The sequence below is a fragment of the Kocuria sediminis genome (assembly GCF_009735315.1).
In the GTDB taxonomy this organism is placed as follows: domain Bacteria; phylum Actinomycetota; class Actinomycetes; order Actinomycetales; family Micrococcaceae; genus Kocuria; species Kocuria turfanensis.
The window spans coordinates 152911-173921 of record NZ_WOGU01000008.1 but is presented as its reverse complement, the minus strand read 5'-3'; the positions used below and the strand labels follow the sequence as shown (position 1 = coordinate 173921).

Below are 21011 nucleotides of genomic sequence, written 5' to 3'. Positions count from 1 at the left end.
CGGTGGGATCACGGCCGGGCGGGTGCGCCGGCCGCGGCGGACCTGGAGTCCAGCTCCGTGGCGAGGTCGGTGAGGACCGGGTGGCTGATGAGGTCCTTGAGCGACACCTTGCGGTCCAGGGCGATGGCGAGCCGGACGGCGGTGAGCGACGAGCCCCCGAGGTCGAAGAAGTGGTCACGGCGGTCGATCCGGTCCTCCGGCACGGCGAGCACGCGTGACCAGGCCGCCGCCAGCCACTGCTCGGTGGGGGTGCGCGGGGCGTCGCGGGAACCGCCCTCGAGCTCGAGCTCCGCCGCCAGGGCGGTGAGGCGCTTGCGGTCGATCTTGCCGTTGGCCGTCAGCGGGAGGGCCGGCTGCCACTGGACCACCTGAGGGACCATGTACCGGGGCAGCGACCGCGCCAGGCGCTCGCGCAGCGCACCGGCGTCCAGGGGTTCGGGCGCGTGGTAGAAGGCGACCAGGTGCTTGCCCCGGTCCGCCCGCTCCGCCACGACGACCGCCCCGTCGCGGACCCCGGGGACCCGCAGGAGGGCGTTCTCGATCTCGCCGATCTCGATGCGGAACCCGGAGATCTTCACCTGGTGGTCCCGCCGGCCCAGGTACTCCAGCTTGCCGTCCGGGGACCAGCGCCCGTAGTCCCCGGCCCGGTAGAGCCGCGCGCCCCGCACGTACGGGTCGTCGGAGTACGCCTGGGCCGTCCGCTCCGGGTCGTTGACGTAGCCGCGGCCCACGCACACCCCGGAGAAGGCGATCTCGCCCGGCGCGCCCAGCGGCACGAGCCGCTGCCGCTCGTCGAGCAGGTGGATCCGGACGTTGGGGATGGGCCGGCCCAGCGGCACGTGGTCGCCCGCAGGTGCGGCACTCATCACCTCGTGGTTCGTGTCGTCCGAGGTCTCGGTCAGCCCGTAGGCGTTGACCAGCTTCACGTCGGGCAGCACCTCGAACCAGCGGCGGACCAGTTCCTGCTTGAGCGCCTCCCCGGTCGCGGAGACGCAGCGGAGTTTGGGCAGGGCGCGGGGGTTCCGCTCCAGGTAGGCCACCACCGCGTCGAGGTAGGACGGGACGACCTGGAGGACCGCGACCCCGCCCTGTTCCACCGTGTCGACGAACTGCTCGACGTCGAGGATCCGGTCCTGCCCGACGACGAGGGTGCGGCCGCCGACGAGCAGGGCCGAGACCAGCTGCCACAGCGAGATGTCGAAGCACTGGGGGGCGGTCTGGGCGACGACGTCGCCGGGGCCGATCCCCAGGTCCTCGATCTTGGCGTACAGGTGGTTCACCATCCCGTCGTGCTCGCACATCGCGCCCTTCGGCTCGCCCGTGGAGCCCGAGGTGAAGTAGACGTAGGCGAGCTGGTCGGGGCGCACCGCCACACCGGGGTCGTGGGCGTCGTGCCCCTCGGCCTCGACGTCCTCGACGAGGATCTTCGCCACGGCGGGCATCTCCGCGAGCGCTGCGTCCAGCGAGGCGGTGCTGCCCTCCTCGGTCAGCACCGTCCGGCACCCGGCGCGGACGAGGGTCCTGGTGATCCGGTCGGGCGGGAAGTGCGGTTCCAGCGGCAGGTACGCGCCTCCGGCCTTGAGGATGCCGATGACGGCGGCCAGCCACTCCAGGTCCCGCTCGGCGACGACCGCCACGATGTCCTCCGCCTGCAGCCCGCGGGCGAGCAGCGCGCGGGCCAGCCGGTTGGCGCGGGCGTTCAGCTCCGCGTAGGTCCACTGGCGCGTGTCCTGGACGGCCGCGATGCGCTCCGGGTGCCGGTGGACGCGCTCCTCGAACAGCTCGTGGAAGCGGCGCTGGGGCCGGGGCCGCACCGGCCCGGCCAGCTGCTCGAGCTGGAGGCGCCGCTCGTCCGGATCGACCAGGTCGGCGTCCTCCGGCTCCGCCTCGGGGTCGGCGACCAGGTGGCGCAGCGCGGTCAGGTGGTATCCGGCGATCCTGCGGGCGGCGGCGGCATCGAGGACGTCCCGGCGGTACCGCAGCCGGAGCGCCTCGCCCCCGGTGCCGGACCGCAGGGACACCCCGAGGACGATGCCCTCCGGGAGCTCGGGATCGGCGTCCTGGCGGAGGGCGAACACCACCTCGTACCCGGGAGCAGCGGGCCGGTTCCGCGCCTGTCCCGGCCCGGGCCGCTCCGCGCGGGCCGAGGCGTGCCCGGCGTGCGCCTCGCGGACGAGGTCTCGCCAGGACCGCCGGTCCAGGTCCAGACGGAGCGGCCAGGTCCCCGCCGCGTCCCGGCTGCCGGTGGTGACCTCCGTCTCGCCCGACAGCGCCTGCAGCACCCTCGCGTGCGCCGCCAGCCAGATCGCCCCCGGCGCCACCTCCCAGTCGCGGGCCAGCTGACCCACCGCGGTGCGCAGGTCCTCGGGCACGGTCACCTCGACCTGCTCCTGGCCTGCCCGGGGGTCGCGGGTCCATCGCGGGATGCGGGTCGGCGCGGGCTCCGGCAGCGCGGGCCGGGCGCCGGCCGGGTCCTGGGTGGACTGCGGAACGGGCCGGCAGACGGGCCCCGAGGTGGTGGTCATGACCGGCGCCTTTCCGGGGTGACGGGGGACGTGACGGTGAGGGACGTGACGGCGGCGGTCGGGGTGGCGGCCCGGGCCTCCATGGCCGGGTTGCCGCCCCACAGGGATCCCCGGGTGAGGGTGGTCCCCTTCATCACGAACGAGTCGGTGGCGACGACGACGCCGTCCTCGACGGTCGTGCCGTAGTGGACGAGAGCTGCGACGCCGAGCGTGACGTCGTCGCCGACGACGTTGTGGTCGGACTTGAACATGCCGTCCTCCTGGGAGTGGCACTGGATGTTGGTGCCGGTGTTCAGCGTGCAGCGCGAGCCGATCGTCACCAGGCTCCGCTCGGGGATCGAACAGCCGTCGTCGAAGACGCGGCTGCCGATGCGCACGCCCAGCAGGCGCCAGACCAGCGGCTTGAACGGCGTCCCGTTGAGCATGGTCATGCGCCGGGCCTGGATCTGCAGCTTCCAGTACCGCTCGTGCCACCGGAAGTACGGGTGGTAGATGGAGCACAGCTGGGGCTGGAGGGGCCGGGACCGCGTCAGGACGTGCTCGACGCCGACGGGGACGGCGATGCCGACGAGGAGCATCACCACGAAGGACGCCGAGAGGGCCAGGGCGCCGAACCGGTCGGACAGCTCGAGGGCGGCGAGCGCGGCCACCAGGGCCAGCGAGGCGTTGAGCCACCGCACGAGCAGGAAGAGCGCCATCGTGCGCAGGTTGTGCCTGTTCTTGGCCGAGAGGACCCGGTGGAAGCGGGCAGGGTCGGCGTGCTCCTCGAGCGGGGCGTCCCGCAGGACCGAGCGCGGGATCTCGAACGCCGGCGACCCGAGCAGACCCACGTCGTGGCGCACCGGCCCGTCGACGGGGACCATCACCTTGGTCGCGAGCAGACAATTGTTCCCGGTCCTGGCCCCGGCCGGGTAGAGCACGAAGTTGCCGAGGAAGTTGTGCGCGCCGATCTCCGCCCGGCGGACCGTGAAGGAGGTCGCCGAGTAGTCGGTGTTCATGAACGACACCCCGTCGGCGATCATCGTGCCGCTGCCGATGGTCGACAGGAACGGGTTGTCGTGCTTGAAGAGCGTGCCCAGGTTCGAGCCGGTCTGCTGGAGCTGCGGCTGGTCGTAGCCGAGGGCGCGCACGTAGTTGACGACGTACGAGCTGTCCCCGAACAGGGTCCCGAGCATGGGGCTGTTGGTCAGCCTCTCGATCCATCGCTCCACCGCGTGCCGCAGCCCGAACAGCGGATAGACCGTGTCCGGCTGCACCGCGAGCCGGAGCACCCGCGGCACGGTGGTCATGACGACGAGCAGCAGGAGCGTCCCGCCGAAGACGCCCACGCCGGCGAAGGCCACGGCGTCGGCGTAGAAGACCCAGTCGGTGAAGGCGTACGGATGCGCCTCCAGCAGCGCCGCCACGCGCGGGAACGCCAGGACGACCAGGACGATCACCAGTCCCATCATGATGCGCCCCACGGCGAGCGTGGCGACGAGCTGGGACACCCCGTACACCGCCCGCCGCCACGGCCGGTAGGGGGCGGCGGGCACCGCGCCGAAGTCCACGTCCGTGCGCCGGCCCGGCGAACCGTGCCAGCGCTCGCCCGCGGGCACGACCTGACCGGTGTAGAGCGTGGAGCGGTGGCCCAGCTGGGCGCCGTCCCCCATCGTCGTGCCGATGTCCAGGACGCTGCCCTCGCCGACGATCACGTCCCGGCCCAGCGTCACGGCGCCGACCTGGATGACGCCGCCGTGGGCGCGGTAGCCGTTGGCGTACACGTCCTTGCGGATCACCGTCCCGTCCCCGATCGTGAGCAGGTCGGTGCAGACCGGCAGGTGGCTGGTCAGGATCGTCACGTTGCGGCCCACCCTGGCGCCCATGGCCCGCAGGTAGACGGGCGTCAGCGGGGAGCCGGTCATCAGCGCGAGGGGCGAGGTGCGCATCAGGGCCTTGACCAGCCAGAACCGGAAGTAGGCCAGGCTCCAGATGCGGATCTCCTGGGGCCGGAAGCGCCCGAGGAGGATCCACTTCCCCGCCACGGGCAGCAGGCACAGCAGCAGGAACGAGGCCGCGCCGAAGGCGGCCGTCCGCAGGTAGAGCTCCCAGAGGCTCATGCCGTGACCCACCCAGTGGTGGTTGCCGGGCCCCGCGTCCGGGAACACCCACTGATATCCCACGGCCGCGAGCCCGCCGGCGAGCAGGCAGTAGCCGAGGTAGACGAGGGCCTGCAGAACGCCGCAGGCGACGTACTCCCAGGTCCGCGCGTCCGCGGGCGGCGGCGTCTCCGGCACGGACGCCAGGGCTGGTGAGGGCTCCTGCGGCCGGTCCTGCTGCGTGGGGTCGTGCAGGGCCGCGGCCAGGGCGGAGACGGTCGGGTGGCTGTAGACGTCCTTCATGGACACGGTCGGCAGGTCCGGCTGCTTGCGCACCCGGGCGCAGAACTTCGCCATCACCAGTGAGTCCGCGCCCAGGTCGTCGAAGAAGTGGGCGTCCACCGGCACCTGCTTCCCGCCCAGCACCGCGGTCAGCACCTCGGCCAGCCGGTCCTGCACCGGCACCGACACCGGCTCTGCCGGCGCCAGAGCTCCGGCCAGCGCCGCGATCGTCGGGTGCTGGTAGACGTCCTTCATGGACACGGCCGGCAGGCCGGGCTGCTTGCGCACCCGGGCGCAGAACTTCGCCATCACCAGCGAGTCCGCGCCCAGGTCACCGAAGAAGTCGGCGTCCACGGGGACGTCGTCCAGCTGCACCACGGAGGCGAGCAGGTCCGCCAGGCGGCGCTCGAGCGGCGCGTCCGCACCGGGCGCCTCGGGCGCCGGTGCGGACGGAGGGCTGCTCCTCGGGGGAACCCTGGGAACCGCGGGAACCGTGCGGCTCGGAGACATCGGAAGGGTTTCGGCGAGCTTCTTCACTGCGAGGGGCTCCTGGGGGAGGACGTGGCCACGGAATCAGTCGCCGGTGCGGCGGTCCGGTGCCGTGGCTCCGGGCAGGGCCGCCGGTCCGGAGCCGCCGGCGCGTCGTCGCGGGCGAGCGCTGCGGCCCCGAAGTGGTCGAGCACCCAGTCGGGCTGGTAGATCGTGTCCAGGTACGGGCGGCCCAGGTCCGGAGAGATGGCCACCGCCGTGACGTCCCGGGCGTGGTGGTCGGTGAGCCAGGTCATGGCGCCGTGGACCACGGTCCCGGTGGAGCCGCCGAGCAGGAACCCGTGCCCGGCCAGGCGGTGGCAGGTGCGCACCGTGTCCAGCTCCTCGACGAGCACCACGTCGTCGACCAGGGACTCGTCCAGCTGGGGCGGTCGTACGCTCATGCCCAGCCCCGGGATCAGGCGGGTGGCGGGCGGGCCGCCGAACGTGACCGAACCCACGGCGTCGACCGCGACGATCCGGACGTCGGGGCGGTGCTCCCGGAAGTACCGGGCGCACCCCATCAGGGTGCCCGTCGTCCCGGCGCCGACGAACAGCACGTCCAGCTCCGGGAACTCCGCGGCGATCTCGGGGGCGGTCCAGCGGTAGTGCGCTCCCCAGTTGCCGGGGTTGCTGTACTGGTTGAGCCAGACGTACCGGTCGTCGGACGCGCACAGGTCCCGGACGTGGTTCAGCCGGGCCCCGAGGAGACCGTCGACCGGATCCGGCTCGGTGACCAGGTCCACCTGCGCCCCGAGCGACTCCATGAGCTGCCGGGTCGCGGGGTTGCAGCGCGGATCGATGACGCACACGAAGCGGTACCCCTTGCTGGCAGCGATCATGCTGAGCGCCACGCCCAGGTTTCCCGAGGAGGACTCCACGAGCACGGAACCGGGGCCGACCCTCCCTTCTCGCTCCGCTCGCTCCACCATCTCGACGGCGGGCTTGAGCTTGATCGAGCCGGCGAGGTTGAATCCCTCGATCTTCAGGTAGAGGTGGTGGCTGAGCACGCCGTCCAGGTCGATGAACAGGCTCGGCTCGTTGAACTGGTGTGGATGCCTGATGATGGGCATGGTTTCCCTCGTTCTGTGGTCGTGCGCTCGACTTGTGGGGCCGCCGAGGGACGGTGCCTCGGGTGCGGGCCGGCGCGTCGCTGGAGCAATCGGCGCCGCAGGGGATCTCCTGTCGGCGTGCCGATCGAGAAGGGTGTCCCTCCTGGGGAGCACCGTCTCGGGTGACCGGTGCAGCGCAGGGCTGCGATGCGGGTGCGATCGACGTCGGTGGGTTCCCTGCTACGGCAGGGTTCGTAGCTCGGGAGTGCCTGCCGCGACGGCGGCGGCCTGGACTGCACTGGGAATTCTTCGCATGGTGGTGTCCCATCCGGGATGGAAGCGAGGACCGCTTCGCGGCTGGTGTCGGCCCGTGGCGCGTTCCCCCGAACGCCTTCTCGAGCCCCATGTCTGATGCGACGTCACCAAAGTAACCGCAGGTCAGGGATCATCGTCCAAGATTTGCAAAGATGACGGACACGATTCGGACACGGTCGCCGTGGAGGGCCGGCGGCCAGGCACCTGCAGCGTCACAAAGCAGCACAGAGCGTTGCAGAGCAGAACGGATCAGACCTCGCCGGGGGTGACGCGCACGGTCAGCGCCGCCCGCACGTCCTCGCGGGCCGGGCTGGGACCCGGTGGAAGGGCCAGGTCCAGGATCCGCCAGTCCGCCACGGGCCGCCCCGGGACGGGGCCGGCCCCGACGTCGTCCACGGAGAGGTCGCGGAACAGTCCCGACCCCAGCGCCTTGAGCAGCGCCTCCTTGCGCGCCCACACCGTGGTCACGGCGGCCGGACGGTCGGCGGCGGGCAGGGCCCGCAGGGCGGCGATCTCGGCGGGGTGGAGCAGGGAGAGCACCTGCTCGGCGGCGGCCGGGTCCTGGACGTGCTCCACGTCCACCCCCACCTCGCGCTCGGCGGTGGCCACGAGCACCAGGTCGCCGCTGTGCGAGAGGGAGAAGCGCAGGGCGTGCTCCTCGAGCCGCGGCTTGGGCCGGGGTCCCCGGGCCGGGACCGGCGGCCCCAGGCGCAGAGCCCCCGGGGCCGCGCCCGTGCGGGCAGCCAGCTCGTGGCGCAGCACGCAGTGGGCCACCACGAACCGGCGCCGGTCGGAGTCGTAGCGGAACGCGGCGGCCCGGGCCCGCTCCTCCTCGTCCAGGCAGTCCCGGACCGACTCCGCCCAGCCGGCCAGTGCGGCCACACGGGCCAGGACCACCCGCACGTCCGCGGCGCCCGGCACCGGCAGCTCGACCGCGCCGGGCACGCCCGGCGGTCGCTCCGTCACCGCGGTCCCTTCGTGACGACCCGCGCACGACGACGCACCGGCCACGGGTCGCTCACCATGACCTGCTCCCCACGACGTGCTGACCTTCGCCGGTGCACCGTGCGGGGCTCATCCGGAGCGGCCGGGCGCGGCGCACGCCATGAGGTCCCCGAGCAGGCGGTCCCGGTGGTCGGCGAACGGGTGGTGGCCACCGGGATACTCCCGCCGCTGGACGGGCCCGGTGCTGACCGGACGCCAGGCGTCCAGGCCGGCGGGGTCCACGGTGTCGTCCTCGGTGCCGCGCAGCAGCAGCAGGGGCGCCCCGACCGGGGCGGGCAACCGGCCGTAGGCCATGGAGGCCCGCAGATCCGCCCGCAGGGCGGGCAGCTGCAGGGCCAGCAGCTCGGGGTGTTCCAGCACCGCCTCGGGGGTGCCGCCCAGCCGCCGGAGCCACCGGACCATCGCCTCGTCCGCGCCCGGGGCCTGCGGATCGAGCCCGGCCCACAGGTCCTCGTCGGTGCCGGCTCCCGCGCCCGCGACCTCGGCGGCGCCCGGGGCGGTCTTCGCGGACAGCGCGAGCAGCGCGACCCGGATCCCCTCCCGGTGCTCGAGCCGCGAGGCGAGCTCGGCCGCGACGGCCGCGCCCATGCTGTGGCCCAGGACCACGAGCGGGACGTCGGCGGCCGCCCCGGGGGAGGCCACCGCAGGTGCCCACGGTGCGGCGGCGACGGCCGCGGCCGCCTCCGCGGCGAGCGCCTCGATCGAGGGCGCCGCGGGCTCCCGGAACCGGGACTCCCGACCCGGGTACTGCACGCCCAGCACGTGGACGTCCTCGCGGACCAGGAACCGCCAGTAGCCGGCGGCGGCGCCCGCGGGCGGGCAGCCCAGCACCCGCAGCCGCGGCGCGCGCTCGGAGGCGCCGCGGCGCAGCCGGTCCTGCGCGGAGAGGTCCACGAGGCAGCGCCCGGCGGCCGGTCGTGTGCTCATGGACAGCTCCCCGTCGCGATGGTCAGGCGTTGGCGGCACTCAGCAGACGGCGGTGCTCAGGAGATGGTGGCCAGGACGGTGCCGGCGGAGACCGTGTCCCCGGGGCTGACGGAGAGCCCCGAGACCGTGCCCGCCTTGTGCGCGGTCAGCGGCTGCTCCATCTTCATGGCCTCGAGCACGAGCACGAGGTCCCCTTCGGCGACCTCCTCGCCGTTGTCCACCGCGATCTTCACGATGGTCCCCTGCATCGGGGAGCTCAGGCTGTCCCCGCCCGCGGCGGCGGAGCCCCCGCGGGAGGACCTCGACTTGCGCGGCTTGGCCGCGGTGCCGTTGGGCTTGGCGGGGCCCGGCAGCGCGGGCAGCACGACCTCGAGGCGCTTGCCGGAGACCTCCACGACGATCGCCTGGCGCTCCTCCGCCTCGGGCCCGGCCTGCGGGACCCCCTCGAACGGCGGGATGGTGTTGTGGAACTCGGTCTCGATCCAGCGGGTGTGCACGGTGAAGGCGGAGTCGTCGGCCGGGGCGAACGCGGGGTCGGCCACCACCGCGCGGTGGAAGGGCACCACGGTGGGCATGCCCTCGATGCGCAGCTCCGCGAGGGCGCGGCGGGAGCGCTCGAGCGCCTGCTGCCGCGTGGCGCCGGTGACGATCAGCTTGGCGAGCATGGAGTCGAAGTTCCCGCCCACGGTCTCGCCGGCCTGCACGCCGGAGTCCACGCGCACCCCGGGCCCGCCCGGCAGGGCGAGGGCCGTGATGCCGCCCGGGGAGGGCATGAAGTGCCGGCCCGGGTCCTCGCCGTTGATCCGGAACTCGATGGAGTGGCCCCGGACCGGCGGGTCGTCGTAGCCGAGGGCCTCCCCGCGGGCCAGCCGGAACTGCTCCCGGACCAGGTCGATGCCGGTGACCTCCTCGGAGACGGGGTGCTCGACCTGCAGCCGGGTGTTGACCTCCAGGAACGTGATGGTGCCGTCGCGGCCCACGAGGAACTCGCAGGTGCCCGCGCCCTGGTAGCCGGCCTCCCGGAGGATGGCCTTGGAGGACTCGTAGAGCAGCCGGTTCTGCTCCTCGGACAGGAACGGGGCGGGCGCCTCCTCCACAAGCTTCTGGTTGCGCCGCTGCAGGGAGCAGTCGCGGGTGGAGACGACCACCACGTTGCCGTGGGCGTCGGCGAGGCACTGGGTCTCCACGTGCCGCGGCGCGTCCAGGAAGCGCTCCACGAAGCACTCGCCGCGCCCGAACGCGGCCGTGGCCTCGCGCACCGCGGACTCGTAGAGCTCCGGGATGTCGGCGCGGTCGCGCACGACCTTGATCCCGCGGCCGCCGCCGCCGAACGCGGCCTTGATGGCCAGGGGCAGCCCGTGCTCGTCGGCGAACGCGAGGACCTCCTCGGCGGAGCCGACGGGGTCGGTGGTGCCGGGGACCTGCGGGGCGTTCACCTTCTCGGCGATGTGCCGGGCGGCCACCTTGTCCCCGAGCTTGGCGATCGCCGCCGGCGGCGGGCCGATCCAGGTCAGGCCGGCCTCGAGCACGGCCAGCGCGAAGTCGGCGTTCTCGGAGAGGAAGCCGTAGCCCGGGTGCACGGCATCGGCGCCGGAGCGGGCGGCGGCGTCGAGGATCTTGTCGACCACGAGATAGGAGTCCGCGGCGGTGGACCCGCCCAGCCCGTAGGCCTCGTCGGCCATCCGCACGTGCACGGCGTCGCGGTCGGGCTCGGCGTACACGGCCACGGAGGCGATGCCCTCGTCCCGGGCGGCACGGATCACGCGCACCGCGATCTCGCCGCGGTTGGCCACGAGCACCTTGGTGATGGGGCGGATGGCGCCGTCCGCGGGGTAGTTACCGGTCACGTCTCACTCCTTGTCGAAATCCTCGGATGCACTGTATTCCCCGCCGTCGGCAATCGCCCAACTGCTCGGCGGGCGGCCGGAAATGCGACGCGGTTTCTGTAGGACTCCTACAAAGACCGGGCGCCGGTCAGCGGTGCGCCGCCCACAGCTCGGGCACGGAGACGCCCGCCCGGCCCAGCAGCGTGCGCAGGGTGTTCAGGCTGAGCCCGACGACGGCGTGCACGTCCCCCTCCACGCGCTCCACGAACGCCGCGCCCAGGGAGTCGATGGTGAAGGACCCGGCCACGTGCAGGGGCTCGCCGGTGGCCACGTAGGCCGCGACCTCGTCGTCGGACATCTGCGCGAAGAACACCTCGGCCGCGGCGGGCGCCCCGCCGCTGAAGCCGCTGCCGCCCTCCGCCGGGTCCCGGGTGTCCACCAGCCAGTGGCCCGTGTGGAGCACCCCGGAGCGCCCGCGCATCGCGCGGATCCGGGCCGTGGCCGTCGCCGCGTCGAGCGGCTTGCCGTGCACCTCGCCGTCGAGCTCGAAGACCGAGTCGCAGCCGATCACCAGGGCGCCGGCCGCCGCCGGCAGCGCCGCCACCGCTTCCGCCTTGGCCCGGGCCAGCACCATCGCGGTCTCCTCGGGCTCCGTCACGCCGCGCTCGGCCACCACGGCGTCCTCGTCGACGTCGGAGACGAGACGGTCGTGGGCGATCCCGGCGTCGGCGAGCAGCTTGGTGCGGGCGGGGGAGCGGGAGGCGAGGACGAGGCGGGGAGTCACCGCTCCAGGATACGCACCCCCGCTCACCGCCCGGTCCGGAGCGCCCCGTCCCGGGGCCGCTCCCGCCCGGACCGCCGTCGCCGGGATGCTCGCCCGGGCTCCCCGGTCGGGCGGCACGCCCGGCCCCGCGACGCCCGGGGCTCGGCGAGCACGGCCGAGGGGCCGCTCCCCGGTCCGGTGCGCGGGGCACCGGGCCGGGGAGCGGCCCCTCGGGTGCGGAGGGGAGCGGGCGGTCAGTACTCGATGACCACGCGGCCCTCGATCTTCGCCTTCTGCATCTCGTCCAGGACCGCGTTCACGTCCCCCAGCGGGCGGGTGCTGTAGGTCGGGTGGATCAGGCCCCGCGCGTAGAAGTCGAGGGCCTCGACCATGTCCTGGCGCGTGCCCACGATCGAGCCGCGGATGGTCAGGCCCTTGAGCACGATGTCGAAGATCGGCGCCGGGAAGTCCCCCGGCGGCAGGCCGTTGAACACGATCGTCCCGCCGCGGCGGACCATGCCGATGGCCTGCCCGAACGCGTCCGGGTGCACGGCGGTCACCAGGACGGCGTCCGCGCCGCCCGGGATCTGCGCGTGCACCGCCTCGGCGGGGTCCTCGGCGAAGGCGTTGACCGTCACCTCGGCCCCGTGCCGGCGGGCCAGGGCGAGCTTGTCGTCGGCGACGTCCACCGCGGCCACGCGCAGTCCCATGGCCACCGCGTACTGCACGGCCAGGTGGCCCAGCCCGCCGATCCCCGAGATCACCACCCACTGGCCGGGCCGGGCCTCCGTCACCTTCAGGCCCTTGTAGACGGTGACGCCGGCGCACAGCACCGGGGCCACCTCGTAGGGGTCGGCGCCCTCGGGGATGCGGGCGGCGAAGCGGGCGTCCACGACCATGTACTGGCCGAAGGAGCCGTCGATGCTGTAGCCGCCGTTGACCTGCTGCTCGCACAGGGTCTCCCAGCCGGTGCGGCAGTTGCGGCAGTGCCCGCACGCGGAGGCGAGCCAGGCGTTGCCGACGAGGTCCCCCTCCGCGAGGTCCTCCACGCCGGGGCCGAGGGCCACGACCCGCCCCACGCCCTCGTGGCCGGGGATGAACGGCGGGGTCGGCTGGACCGGCCAGTCCCCGTGGGCGGCGTGCAGGTCGGTGTGGCACACACCGGTGGAGATGAGCTGGACGAGGGCCTGCCCGGGACCGGGCTGCGGGACGGGGACGTCCTTGACCTCCAGCGGCGCGCCGAAGGCGGTCACGACGGCGGCGGTCATGGTCCCGGGCACGGCGGCTGCCGTGGCCTGCTGGGTGGTCGAGGCCTGCTGGGCGTTCATGGGTGCTCCTTTCGCGGAACGGGACGGAACGGTGTCGGCACCGGGCGCGGTCTAGAAGAAGCCCTGGGCGTCCTCGGAGTAGGAGACCAGCAGGTTCTTGGTCTGCTGGTAGTGGTCCAGCATCATCAGGTGGTTCTCGCGGCCGATGCCGGAGGACTTGTAGCCGCCGAAGGCGGAGTGGGCCGGGTAGTTGTGGTACTGGTTCACCCACACCCGTCCGGCCTCGATGTCCCGGCCGGCCCGGTAGGCGAGGTTGCCGCTGCGGGCCCACACACCGGCACCGAGGCCGTAGAGGGTGTCGTTGGCGGTGCGGATCGCGTCGGCGTAGTCGGAGAACCGGGTCACGGACAGCACCGGCCCGAAGATCTCCTCCTGGAAGATGCGCATCGAGTTCTGCCCCTCGAACACCGTGGGGGAGACGTAGAAGCCCTCGGCGAGGTCGCCGTCCAGGACGTTGCGCTCGCCGCCCACGAGGACCTTCGCGCCCTCCTGCTTGCCGATGTCGATGTAGGACAGGATCTTCTGCAGCTGGTCGTTGGAGGCCTGCGCGCCGACCTGCGTGTTGAGGTCCAGCGGGTTGCCCTGGACCATCTGCTGCACGCGCTCCACACCGTCGGCCAGCAGCCGGTCGTAGATGCCCTCCTGGATCAGGGCGCGGGACGGGCAGGTGCAGACCTCGCCCTGGTTCAGGGCGAAGAACGCGAAGCCCTCGAGCGCCTTGTCGTAGAAGGAGTCCTGGGCGGCGGCGACGTCCTCGAAGAAGATGTTGGGGGACTTCCCGCCCAGCTCCAGGGTGACCGGGATGATGTTCTGCGAGGCGTACTGCATGATGAGCCGGCCGGTGGTGGTCTCGCCGGTGAACGCGATCTTGCGGATCCGCGGGCTGGAGGCCAGCGGCTTGCCCGCCTCCACGCCGAAGCCGTTGACCACGTTGACCACACCGGGCGGGAGCAGGTCCGCGATCAGCTCCATGAGCACCATGATCGACGCCGGGGTCTGCTCGGCGGGCTTGAGGACCACGGCGTTGCCCGCCGCCAGCGCCGGGGCCAGCTTCCACACGCCCATGAGGATCGGGAAGTTCCACGGGATGATCTGCCCGACCACCCCGAGGGGCTCGTGGAAGTGGTAGGAGGTGGTGTTGTCGTCCAGCTGGGAGAGCGTGCCCTCCTGGGCGCGGATCGCGCCGGCGAAGTAGCGGAAGTGGTCGATGGCCAGGGCGATGTCGGCGTTGATGGTCTCCCGGACCGGCTTGCCGTTGTCCCAGGTCTCGGCCACGGCGAGCATCTCCAGGTTCTGCTCCATCCGATCGGCGATCCGGTGCAGCACCAGGGCCCGCTCCGCCACGGACGTCTTCCCCCAGGCGGGGGCGGCGGCCCAGGCGGCGTCGAGGGCGGCCTCGATGTCCTCGGCGGTGCCGCGGGCCACCTCGGTGAAGGGCTTGCCGTTGACCGGGGAGATGTTCTCGAAGTACTGGCCCTTGACGGGCGGCACCCACTCGCCGCCGATCCAGTGCTCGTAGCGGGGCTTGAAGGTGATCTTCGAGCCCTCGGTGCCCGGCTGCGCGTAGACGGTGGTGAGGGACTGCGTTTCAACGCTCATGGTGACTCGCTCCTTGTGCGGGACGGTGCGTCGGGCGGGCTCTGTCGGGCCGGCTCCGCGCCGTGCTGTGACGTGGCTCACGCTACGCAGGCGCACGTTGCACGCACGTTGCACGCCGCCCGTGCGAGCGGCACGCAGGGGCTGCCGGTGCCGCGGGCTTCTCGTGCCGCGCGGGCGGTGCCCGGGTCAGTCGCGCAGCCGCTCGAGCTCGAGCACCGCCCGGGCCCGGGCGGGGGAGCGGGCCGGCAGCAGGCGCAGCAGCAGGGCCCACGCCTCGGCGTCGTCGGCGGCCTCGGGCAGGCCCAGGTACTGCCGCACGGCCTCGGCGGAGCCGTCGGAGAGGACCGCCTCGCGCAGCAGCCCGGACAGGCGGTGGCGCAGCGCCACCACCGCCGGCGCCTCGGAGTGCGGCAGCAGCGCGCCGGAGTACTCCCGCAGCGCCCGCCGATGGGCGCCGCGGTCGAGCAGCTCGAGCACCCGGCCGGCGTCCGAGGGCAGCGGGGCGCGGAGCCGGTAGGGGCGGGAGGCGATCACGGGCCCGTCCCGGGAGTCCAGCAGCCGCCGCAGGCGCAGCACCTCGGCCCGCACGGTGGCCTCCTGGGCGCGGCCGTCCCACAGCTGGGCCGACAGCTCCGCGGTGCTCAGGCCCGCCGCGGCCCGGGAGAGCGCCAGCAGGATCTCGGCGTGACGCTCGGTGAGCTCGAGGGGGCGGCCGGCCAGGACCAGGGCCGGCGGCGCGTCGCCGAGCACGCGCAGCCGGGCGGGCGGGGCGGCCGCGGGCGGTGCCGCGAGCGGCGGGACGAACGGTGCGGGGTCCGCGGTGCGGGCCGCCGGCTCGCGGCGCAGCGCCAGGGCCAGCTCCGCCCGCGCGGCGCGCACCGCCGCGCCGATCAGCGCCCGGGTGGCGGGGTCGGCGGCGGCGTCCCCGCCGGTGAGGTCCACCGCTCCCAGCAGCTCACCGGTGAGCGGGTGCAGCAGCGGGGCCGCGGTGCAGGACCACGGCCGGGCCTCGGGATAGAAGTGCTGCTCCCGGTGGACGGTGACGGGCCGGCGCAGCACCAGGGCCGTGCCCGGGGCGTTGGTCCCCACGGCGTGCTCGGACCAGTCGGCGCCCTCCACGAAGCCCATGTTCTCCGCGCGGCGGCGGGTCTGTGCGCTGCCGCGGACCCGCAGCAGCACGCCGCCGGGGTCGGTGACCGCCACCACGAGGCCGGTGTCCTCGGCCAGGGGCGTGAGCAGCTCGTCCAGCACCGGCAGCAGGGCCCGCAGGGGCGACCCGGCCTCCCGCAGGTCCGTGCGGTCCAGCACCATGCGCGGGGCGCAGCGCTCCGGGGCCGCGAGGTGGCTCAGCGACCGCGCCCAGGACAGCCGCAGCAGCGGGTCCGTGGTCGGCCCCTCCGCCGCTGCGCCCACGCGCCCTCCCCGTCCTCCGCTGTGACCCCGAGCCGTGACCCAGGTCTCGTGCCGGTGCCCAGCGTAGCCCGGGACGCGTCCACGACGAACGAGGGGCGGGGAACTGACGGAATGCGTCGGGCATTCCCTCAGGTCCCCGCCCCTCGGGCAGGTCGGGACGGTCAGCGGGCGGTGCCCGCCGCGGCCGGCTCGGCGGTTCCCGCGGGCTCCGTGCCGTCGGCCGGGGCCTCGGGCACGAACGGGTCGCCGTGACGCGGAGCGTCGTAGAGCGCCCGGTCGAGCAGGCCCTCGCGACGGGCCACGATCGTGGGCACCAGGGCCTGGCCGGCCACGTTGAGCGCGGTGCGGCCCATGTCGATGATCGGGTCCACGGCCAGCAGGAGCCCCACGCCGTCGAGCGGCAGGCCCAGGGTGGACAGGGTCAGAGTGAGCATCACCGTGGCCCCGGTGGTGCCGGCGGTCGCCGCCGAGCCCAGCACGGAGACGAGGGCGATGAGCACGTAGTGGGTGATGTCCAGGTCGATCCCGTAGAACTGGGCGACGAACAGGGCGGCGATGGCGGGGTAGACCGCGGCGCAGCCGTCCATCTTCGTGGTGGCGCCCAGCGGCACGGCGAAGGACGCGTAGGCCCGGGGCACGCCCAGGTTGCGCTCGGTGACGCGCTGGGTCAGGGGCATGGTGCCCACCGAGGAGCGGGAGGCGAAGCCCAGCTGCACGGCCGGCCACACCCCGGAGAAGTACTGCCGGACGGAGAGCCCGTGCGCCTTGACCAGCACGGGGTAGACCACGAACGCGACGATCAGCAGGCCGGCGTAGACGGTGGCCACGAAGGTCAGCAGCCCGCCCATCGAGGTCCAGCCGTACTCGAACACGGCCCGGCCGATCAGGCCCAGGGTGCCCAGCGGGGCCAGGCGGATGATCCACCAGACCACCTTCTGCACCACGGCCAGCGCGGCGCGGACGACGGCGAGGAACGGCTCGGCGGGCTCGCCCACCTTGAGGGCGGCGATGCCCACGGCGGCCGAGACCACGAGGACCTGCAGCACGTTGAAGCTCAGGGCGGTCTGCACGGTCTCCGGGTCCACCACGGTGGAGGAGACCTGCAGGCCCAGGAAGTTGGCGGGCACCAGGCCGGTGAGGAAGGCCAGCCACGAGCCCTGGGTCCCGGAGTACTCCTCGGCGGGGGCGGCGGCACCCGTGCCCGCGCCGGGCTCGACGACGAGGCCGAGCACCAGCCCGACCGTCACGGCGATCAGGGCGGTGATGCCGAACCACAGCAGGGTCTTCCAGGCCAGGCGCGCGGCGTTGGAGACCTCCCGCAGGTTGGCGATCGAGGAGATCACCGCGGTCACGATGAGGGGGACCACGGCGGCCTTGAGCAGGCTCACGTAGCTCGTGCCGATGGTGTCCAGGGCGGTCATGAGCCAGTTCGGGTCCGTGCCGGGGTCGCCGCCGAGACGGTCGGCGACGGTGCCCAGCACCACGCCCAGGAGGAGGGCGAGCACGATCTGCGGCCCGAAGGAGGTCAGCCACCGGGGCAGGCGTCGATTGCTTTCTGCGGAAATCATGTGCCCACGATAGGCCCGCGGAATATACAACACCGAATGACGATGACGAAATGTGACGTCCTTATGGCGGACCTCACAGGTCCAGGGCGTAGGCCAGCGTGTCCAGGCCCACGGACCCGAGCCGGAGGGCCCGCGAGTGGAAGTCCTTGAGCCGGAAGCCGGGACCCGCGGCGTCCCGGGCGGCGTCCCGGGCCTGCTCCCACAGCTGCTGACCGACCTTGTACGAGGGGGCCTGGCCGGGCCAGCCCATGTAGCGCATCCACTCGAAGCGGAGCATGGGGTCCTGCATCACGATGTTCGAGCGCAGGAACCGCCAGCCGTCCTCGGGCGTCCACACCTCACCGGCGCGGGCCCCGCCCAGGGCCTCGCCGAGCTCCCGGGGGATCCGGTACCCGCAGTGGAACCCGATGTCGAAGACCACCCGGGCGGCCCGCAGCCGCTGCGCGTCCAGCATGCCCATCCGGTCCCCGGGATCCTGGAGGTGGCCGAGCTCGTCCATCAGCCGCTCGGCGTACAGCGCCCACCCCTCCCCGTGGCCGGAGACCCACACGCCCATCCGCCGCCACCGGTTGAGCTCCCCGGAGTTGGCCAGCGCCGTGGCGAACTGGAGGTGGTGGCCCGGGACGCCCTCGTGGTAGACGGTCGTGGTCTGCTCCCACGTGGTGAACGTGCCGGTGCCCTCGGGCACCGACCACCACATGCGCCCCGGGCGGGAGAAGTCCGCGCTGGGCATCGAGTACCAGATGCCGCCGTCGTGGGTGGGCGCGATCCGGCACTCGAGCCGGCGCATGGGCCCGGTGATCTCGAAGTGGGTGCCCGCCAGCGCGTCCACGGCGGCGTCGGAGAGGTCCTGCATCCACGCCTGCAGGGCGTCGGTGCCGTGCAGCTGCCGGGCCGGGTCCGCGTCGAGGGCCGCCATGGCCTGGGCCGGGGTGGCCCCGGGGGCGATCCGCCGGGCGAGCGCCTCCTGCTCCGCCACGACCGTGCGCAGCTGCTCCACCCCCCACGCGTAGACCGCCGCCGGATCCAGGACGGCCCCGAGGAACTCCTGCAGGCGCAGGGTGTAGACGTCCGGGCCCACCGCGTCCGCGTGCGGGGCGTGCGCGGCGAGCTCCTCGCCCAGCACCCGGGCGAGGCGGTGGTAGGCGTGCCGGGCCTGCTCGGCCGCCTCGGCGAGCTCCCGGTGCATGCCCTCGGGCACGTGCGGACCGCCGGCGAGCCGGGCGAAGAAGCCCCGGCCGGCGGCGTAGCCCTCGCACTGGCGGGCCGCGTTGCGCAGCTGGACCACGGAGGCGCAGCGGCCCCGGGCGGCGGCCAAACGCAGCCCGGCCACGTAGGAGTCCACGGCCGCGGGCACGTTGCGCAGCCGCCCGGCGATGTGGGCCCAGTCCTCCGGGGTGCGCCGGGGCAGGTCGTCGAAGACGTCCCGGATCTCCTGCACGGGGGAGGAGATGTTGTTGACCTCCCCGCCCCGCAGGCCCTCCTCGTGCAGGAGCAGCTCCAGGCCCAGCCGCTCGCGCAGCGCGTGCACGGTCACCCGGTCGACGTCGTCGGCGGGCACCGCGCCGGTCAGCTCCGCCAGCGTCTCGCGGACGGCCTCGGCGCGGGCCTCCAGGCCCTCGGGGCCGAAGTCGCGGTACTCGGTCTCGCGGCCGGGGAAGCCGTGCACGGTGGCCTGGGCCGGGTCCAGCTCCATGGCGCGCCCGAACCAGCGCTCGGCCACGGCGTCGACGGCCGTGGGCTCACGGTGCCCGGCGCCGAGCGGGGCCGGGACGGCGGAGGACAGGGGGTCGGGCCGTGCAGTGCTCATGCACGCCACAGTAGCGCCGGGTCCCGGACGGTCCGGGCAGTCCCCGGCCGGGACGGGGCCCACGGCCGGGGGTCACCGCCGGGGCCGCGCTCCGCGGGCCAGCCCCGGGACCACTCCCGGGGCCCGCTCCTCCGGTGTCGCCGCTCCGGGTTCACTGCCCCGGGTTCACTCCTCCGGCTTGCTCCGTCGCCACGCGCCGCGGCCCGGGCGCAGGCGCAGCCCCAGCCGCATCCGGCGGAACTGGTCCCGGCGCCCCGGGGAGCCCGCGGCGGAGGACCCGCTCCCGGTCTCGCGGGCGAGCAGCACCGCCGTGACGGCGGCGACCTCCTCCGGGGTCGGGTTGCCGACCACGAAGCGCAGCGCCGGGGTGCCCTGCACGGGCTCGGGGGCGCTCACAGCGGGATGTTCCCGTGCTTCTTGGCGGGCATCGTCGCGCGCTTGTCGCGCAGCGCCCGCAGGGCCTTGAGCACCTGGACCCGGGTCTCGGACGGGGAGATCACCGCGTCCACGTAGCCGAGCTCGGCCGCCTGGTAGGGGTTGAGCAGGCTCTCCTCGTACTTCTGCACCAGCTCGGCGCGCAGCGCCTCGACGTCCTCGCCGCCGTTCGCGGCGGCCTTGAGGTCGCGGCGGTAGAGGATCTCCACGGCGCCCTGGGCGCCCATCACGCCGATCTGCGCGGTGGGCCAGGCCAGGTTGACGTCCGCCCCGAGCTTCTTGGAGCCCATCACGATGTACGCCCCGCCGTAGGCCTTGCGGGTGATCAGCGTGACCAGCGGGACGGTCGCCTCGGCGTAGGCGTAGAGCAGCTTCGCGCCGCGGCGGATGATCCCGTTGAACTCCTGGTCGGTGCCGGGCAGGAAGCCGGGCACGTCCACCAGGGTGAGGATCGGGACGTTGAACGCGTCGCAGTGCCGGACGAAGCGGGCGGCCTTCTCGGAGGCGGCGATGTCCAGGGTGCCCGCGAACTGCATGGGCTGGTTGGCCACGATCCCCACGGTGTGCCCCTCGACCCGGGCGTAGCCGATCATCACGTTGGGGGCGTAGAGCGCCTGCATCTCCAGGAAGTGCCCGTCGTCCACGACGGCCTCGATCACCGTGCGCATGTCGTAGGGCTGGTTGGCGGAGTCCGGGACCAGGGTGTCCAGCGCGGCGTCGAGGTCGGTGACCTCCTCCTCCTGGTCGTGGTCCAGCAGGGGAGCCTCCTGCAGGTTGTTGGCCGGGAGGAACTCGAGCAGCTCGTGCACGAAGTCGAAGGCGTCCTGCTCGTCCTCGGCGAGGTACGTGGCCGTGCCCGTGGTCGTGTTGTGCTGGCGCGCCCCGCCGAGGGTCTCCATGTCCACCTCCTCGCCCGTGACGGTCTTGATGACGTCGGGGCCGGTGATGAACATGTGCGAGGTCTTGTCGACCATCACGATGTAGTCGGTCAGGGCCGGGGAGTAGGCGGCGCCGCCGGCGCACGGGCCCATGATCAGGGAGATCTGCGGGACCACCCCCGAGGAGCGCACGTTCATGTTGAAGATGTCGGCGAACATGGCCAGGGAGGCCACGCCCTCCTGGATCCGCGCCCCGCCGCCGTCGTTGATGCCGATCACCGGGCAGCCGTTGCGGAGGGCGAACTTCTGCACCTTGACGATCTTCTCGCCGTTGACCTGGGACAGGGACCCGCCGAAGACCGCGAAGTCCTGGGAGTAGACGGCCACCAGGCGCCCGTCCACCGTGCCGTAGCCGCTGACCACGCCGTCCCCGGGCAGCTTCTTGGCGTCCATGCCGAAGGCGGTCGAGCGGTGGGTGGCCAGCGCGTCGAACTCCACGAAGGAGCCCTCGTCCAGGAGCAGCTCGACGCGCTCGCGGGCGGTGTTCTTCCCCCGGGCGTGCTGCTTGTCGATCGCCGCCTGCCCCGCGGGGGCCTCGGAGCGGGCCCGGCGGTCGTGGAAGTCGGCGATCTTGCCGGCGGTGGTCGTCAGGTCGTGGATCACAAGCACCTCGTGGTCT

General features: G+C 73.6%; 14 protein-coding genes. All 14 read right to left on the bottom strand.

From position 1 onward, the window contains the following. Positions 1–8: 8 nt before the first annotated feature. Complete coding sequence (locus tag GMA12_RS11230) at positions 9–2525, bottom strand: non-ribosomal peptide synthetase (protein ID WP_156269582.1); 2517 nt, start codon at positions 2523–2525, stop codon at positions 9–11. Continuing rightward, a complete protein-coding gene (locus tag GMA12_RS11225; RefSeq protein ID WP_156269581.1) occupies positions 2522–5395 on the bottom strand; it encodes a Pls/PosA family non-ribosomal peptide synthetase in 2874 nt (957 codons plus the stop codon). The genes GMA12_RS11230 and GMA12_RS11225 overlap by 4 nt, the downstream gene beginning before the upstream one ends. Positions 5396–5418: 23 nt before the next feature. Further along, the gene (sbnA, locus tag GMA12_RS11220; RefSeq protein WP_156269580.1) at positions 5419–6486 is read right to left on the bottom strand and encodes a 2,3-diaminopropionate biosynthesis protein SbnA; all 1068 of its coding nucleotides are present in this window, start codon (positions 6484–6486) and stop codon (positions 5419–5421) included. A gap of 543 nt (positions 6487–7029) precedes the next feature. Beyond that, positions 7030–7746 (bottom strand): 4'-phosphopantetheinyl transferase family protein, encoded by a 717-nt coding sequence (locus GMA12_RS19560; RefSeq protein WP_156269579.1) that lies wholly within the window; start codon positions 7744–7746, stop codon positions 7030–7032. Positions 7747–7854: 108 nt separating this feature from the next. Further along, positions 7855–8712 (bottom strand): thioesterase II family protein, encoded by an 858-nt coding sequence (locus GMA12_RS11210; protein WP_156269578.1) that lies wholly within the window; start codon positions 8710–8712, stop codon positions 7855–7857. Positions 8713–8768: 56 nt separating this feature from the next. Then, complete coding sequence (locus tag GMA12_RS11205) at positions 8769–10559, bottom strand: acetyl/propionyl/methylcrotonyl-CoA carboxylase subunit alpha (protein ID WP_162459750.1); 1791 nt, start codon at positions 10557–10559, stop codon at positions 8769–8771. Positions 10560–10686: 127 nt separating this feature from the next. Further along, the gene (locus GMA12_RS11200; protein WP_162459749.1) at positions 10687–11322 is read right to left on the bottom strand and encodes a Maf family protein; all 636 of its coding nucleotides are present in this window, start codon (positions 11320–11322) and stop codon (positions 10687–10689) included. Between the two features lie 233 nt (positions 11323–11555). Next, the gene (gene adhP / locus GMA12_RS11195) at positions 11556–12629 is read right to left on the bottom strand and encodes an alcohol dehydrogenase AdhP (protein ID WP_156269577.1); all 1074 of its coding nucleotides are present in this window, start codon (positions 12627–12629) and stop codon (positions 11556–11558) included. A 51-nt stretch (positions 12630–12680) separates the two neighbouring features. Continuing rightward, entirely contained in the window at positions 12681–14228 is a 1548-nt protein-coding gene (gene exaC, locus GMA12_RS11190; protein WP_156269576.1) for an acetaldehyde dehydrogenase ExaC, read from the bottom strand. Between the two features lie 186 nt (positions 14229–14414). Next, positions 14415–15641: a sigma-54-dependent transcriptional regulator family protein gene (locus GMA12_RS11185; protein ID WP_156269575.1), complete on the bottom strand. Its 1227-nt coding sequence runs from the start codon at positions 15639–15641 to the stop codon at positions 14415–14417. A 161-nt stretch (positions 15642–15802) separates the two neighbouring features. Continuing rightward, positions 15803–17209, bottom strand: coding sequence for a dicarboxylate/amino acid:cation symporter (locus GMA12_RS11180; RefSeq protein ID WP_156269574.1), 1407 nt, complete (start codon positions 17207–17209; stop codon positions 15803–15805). Between the two features lie 73 nt (positions 17210–17282). Then, positions 17283–19019, bottom strand: a complete 1737-nt coding sequence (locus tag GMA12_RS11175; protein ID WP_156269573.1) for a DUF885 domain-containing protein — start codon at positions 19017–19019, stop codon at positions 17283–17285. 165 nt (positions 19020–19184) lie between these two features. Continuing rightward, positions 19185–19415, bottom strand: coding sequence for an acyl-CoA carboxylase subunit epsilon (locus tag GMA12_RS11170; RefSeq protein WP_162459748.1), 231 nt, complete (start codon positions 19413–19415; stop codon positions 19185–19187). Next, positions 19412–20995 carry an acyl-CoA carboxylase subunit beta gene (locus GMA12_RS11165; protein ID WP_162459747.1) on the bottom strand — a complete coding sequence of 528 codons (1584 nt, stop codon included), beginning with the start codon at positions 20993–20995 and terminating at the stop codon, positions 19412–19414. Before GMA12_RS11165 ends, GMA12_RS11170 begins: the two co-directional genes overlap by 4 nt. Positions 20996–21011: the final 16 nt, after the last annotated feature.

Excerpts from the sequence above, each read along its gene's own strand:
- GMA12_RS11225 (WP_156269581.1), bottom strand. The coding sequence starts at position 5,395 with ATGTCTCCGAGCCGCACGGTTCCCGCGGTTCCCAGGGTTCCCCCGAGG.
- GMA12_RS11175 (WP_156269573.1), bottom strand. The coding sequence starts at position 19,019 with ATGAGCACTGCACGGCCCGACCCCCTGTCCTCCGCCGTCCCGGCCCCG.
- exaC (WP_156269576.1), bottom strand. The coding sequence starts at position 14,228 with ATGAGCGTTGAAACGCAGTCCCTCACCACCGTCTACGCGCAGCCGGGC.
- GMA12_RS11180 (WP_156269574.1), bottom strand. The coding sequence starts at position 17,209 with ATGATTTCCGCAGAAAGCAATCGACGCCTGCCCCGGTGGCTGACCTCC.
- GMA12_RS11210 (WP_156269578.1), bottom strand. The coding sequence starts at position 8,712 with ATGAGCACACGACCGGCCGCCGGGCGCTGCCTCGTGGACCTCTCCGCG.
- adhP (WP_156269577.1), bottom strand. The coding sequence starts at position 12,629 with ATGAACGCCCAGCAGGCCTCGACCACCCAGCAGGCCACGGCAGCCGCC.
- sbnA (WP_156269580.1), bottom strand. The coding sequence starts at position 6,486 with ATGCCCATCATCAGGCATCCACACCAGTTCAACGAGCCGAGCCTGTTC.
- GMA12_RS11230 (WP_156269582.1), bottom strand. The coding sequence starts at position 2,525 with ATGACCACCACCTCGGGGCCCGTCTGCCGGCCCGTTCCGCAGTCCACC.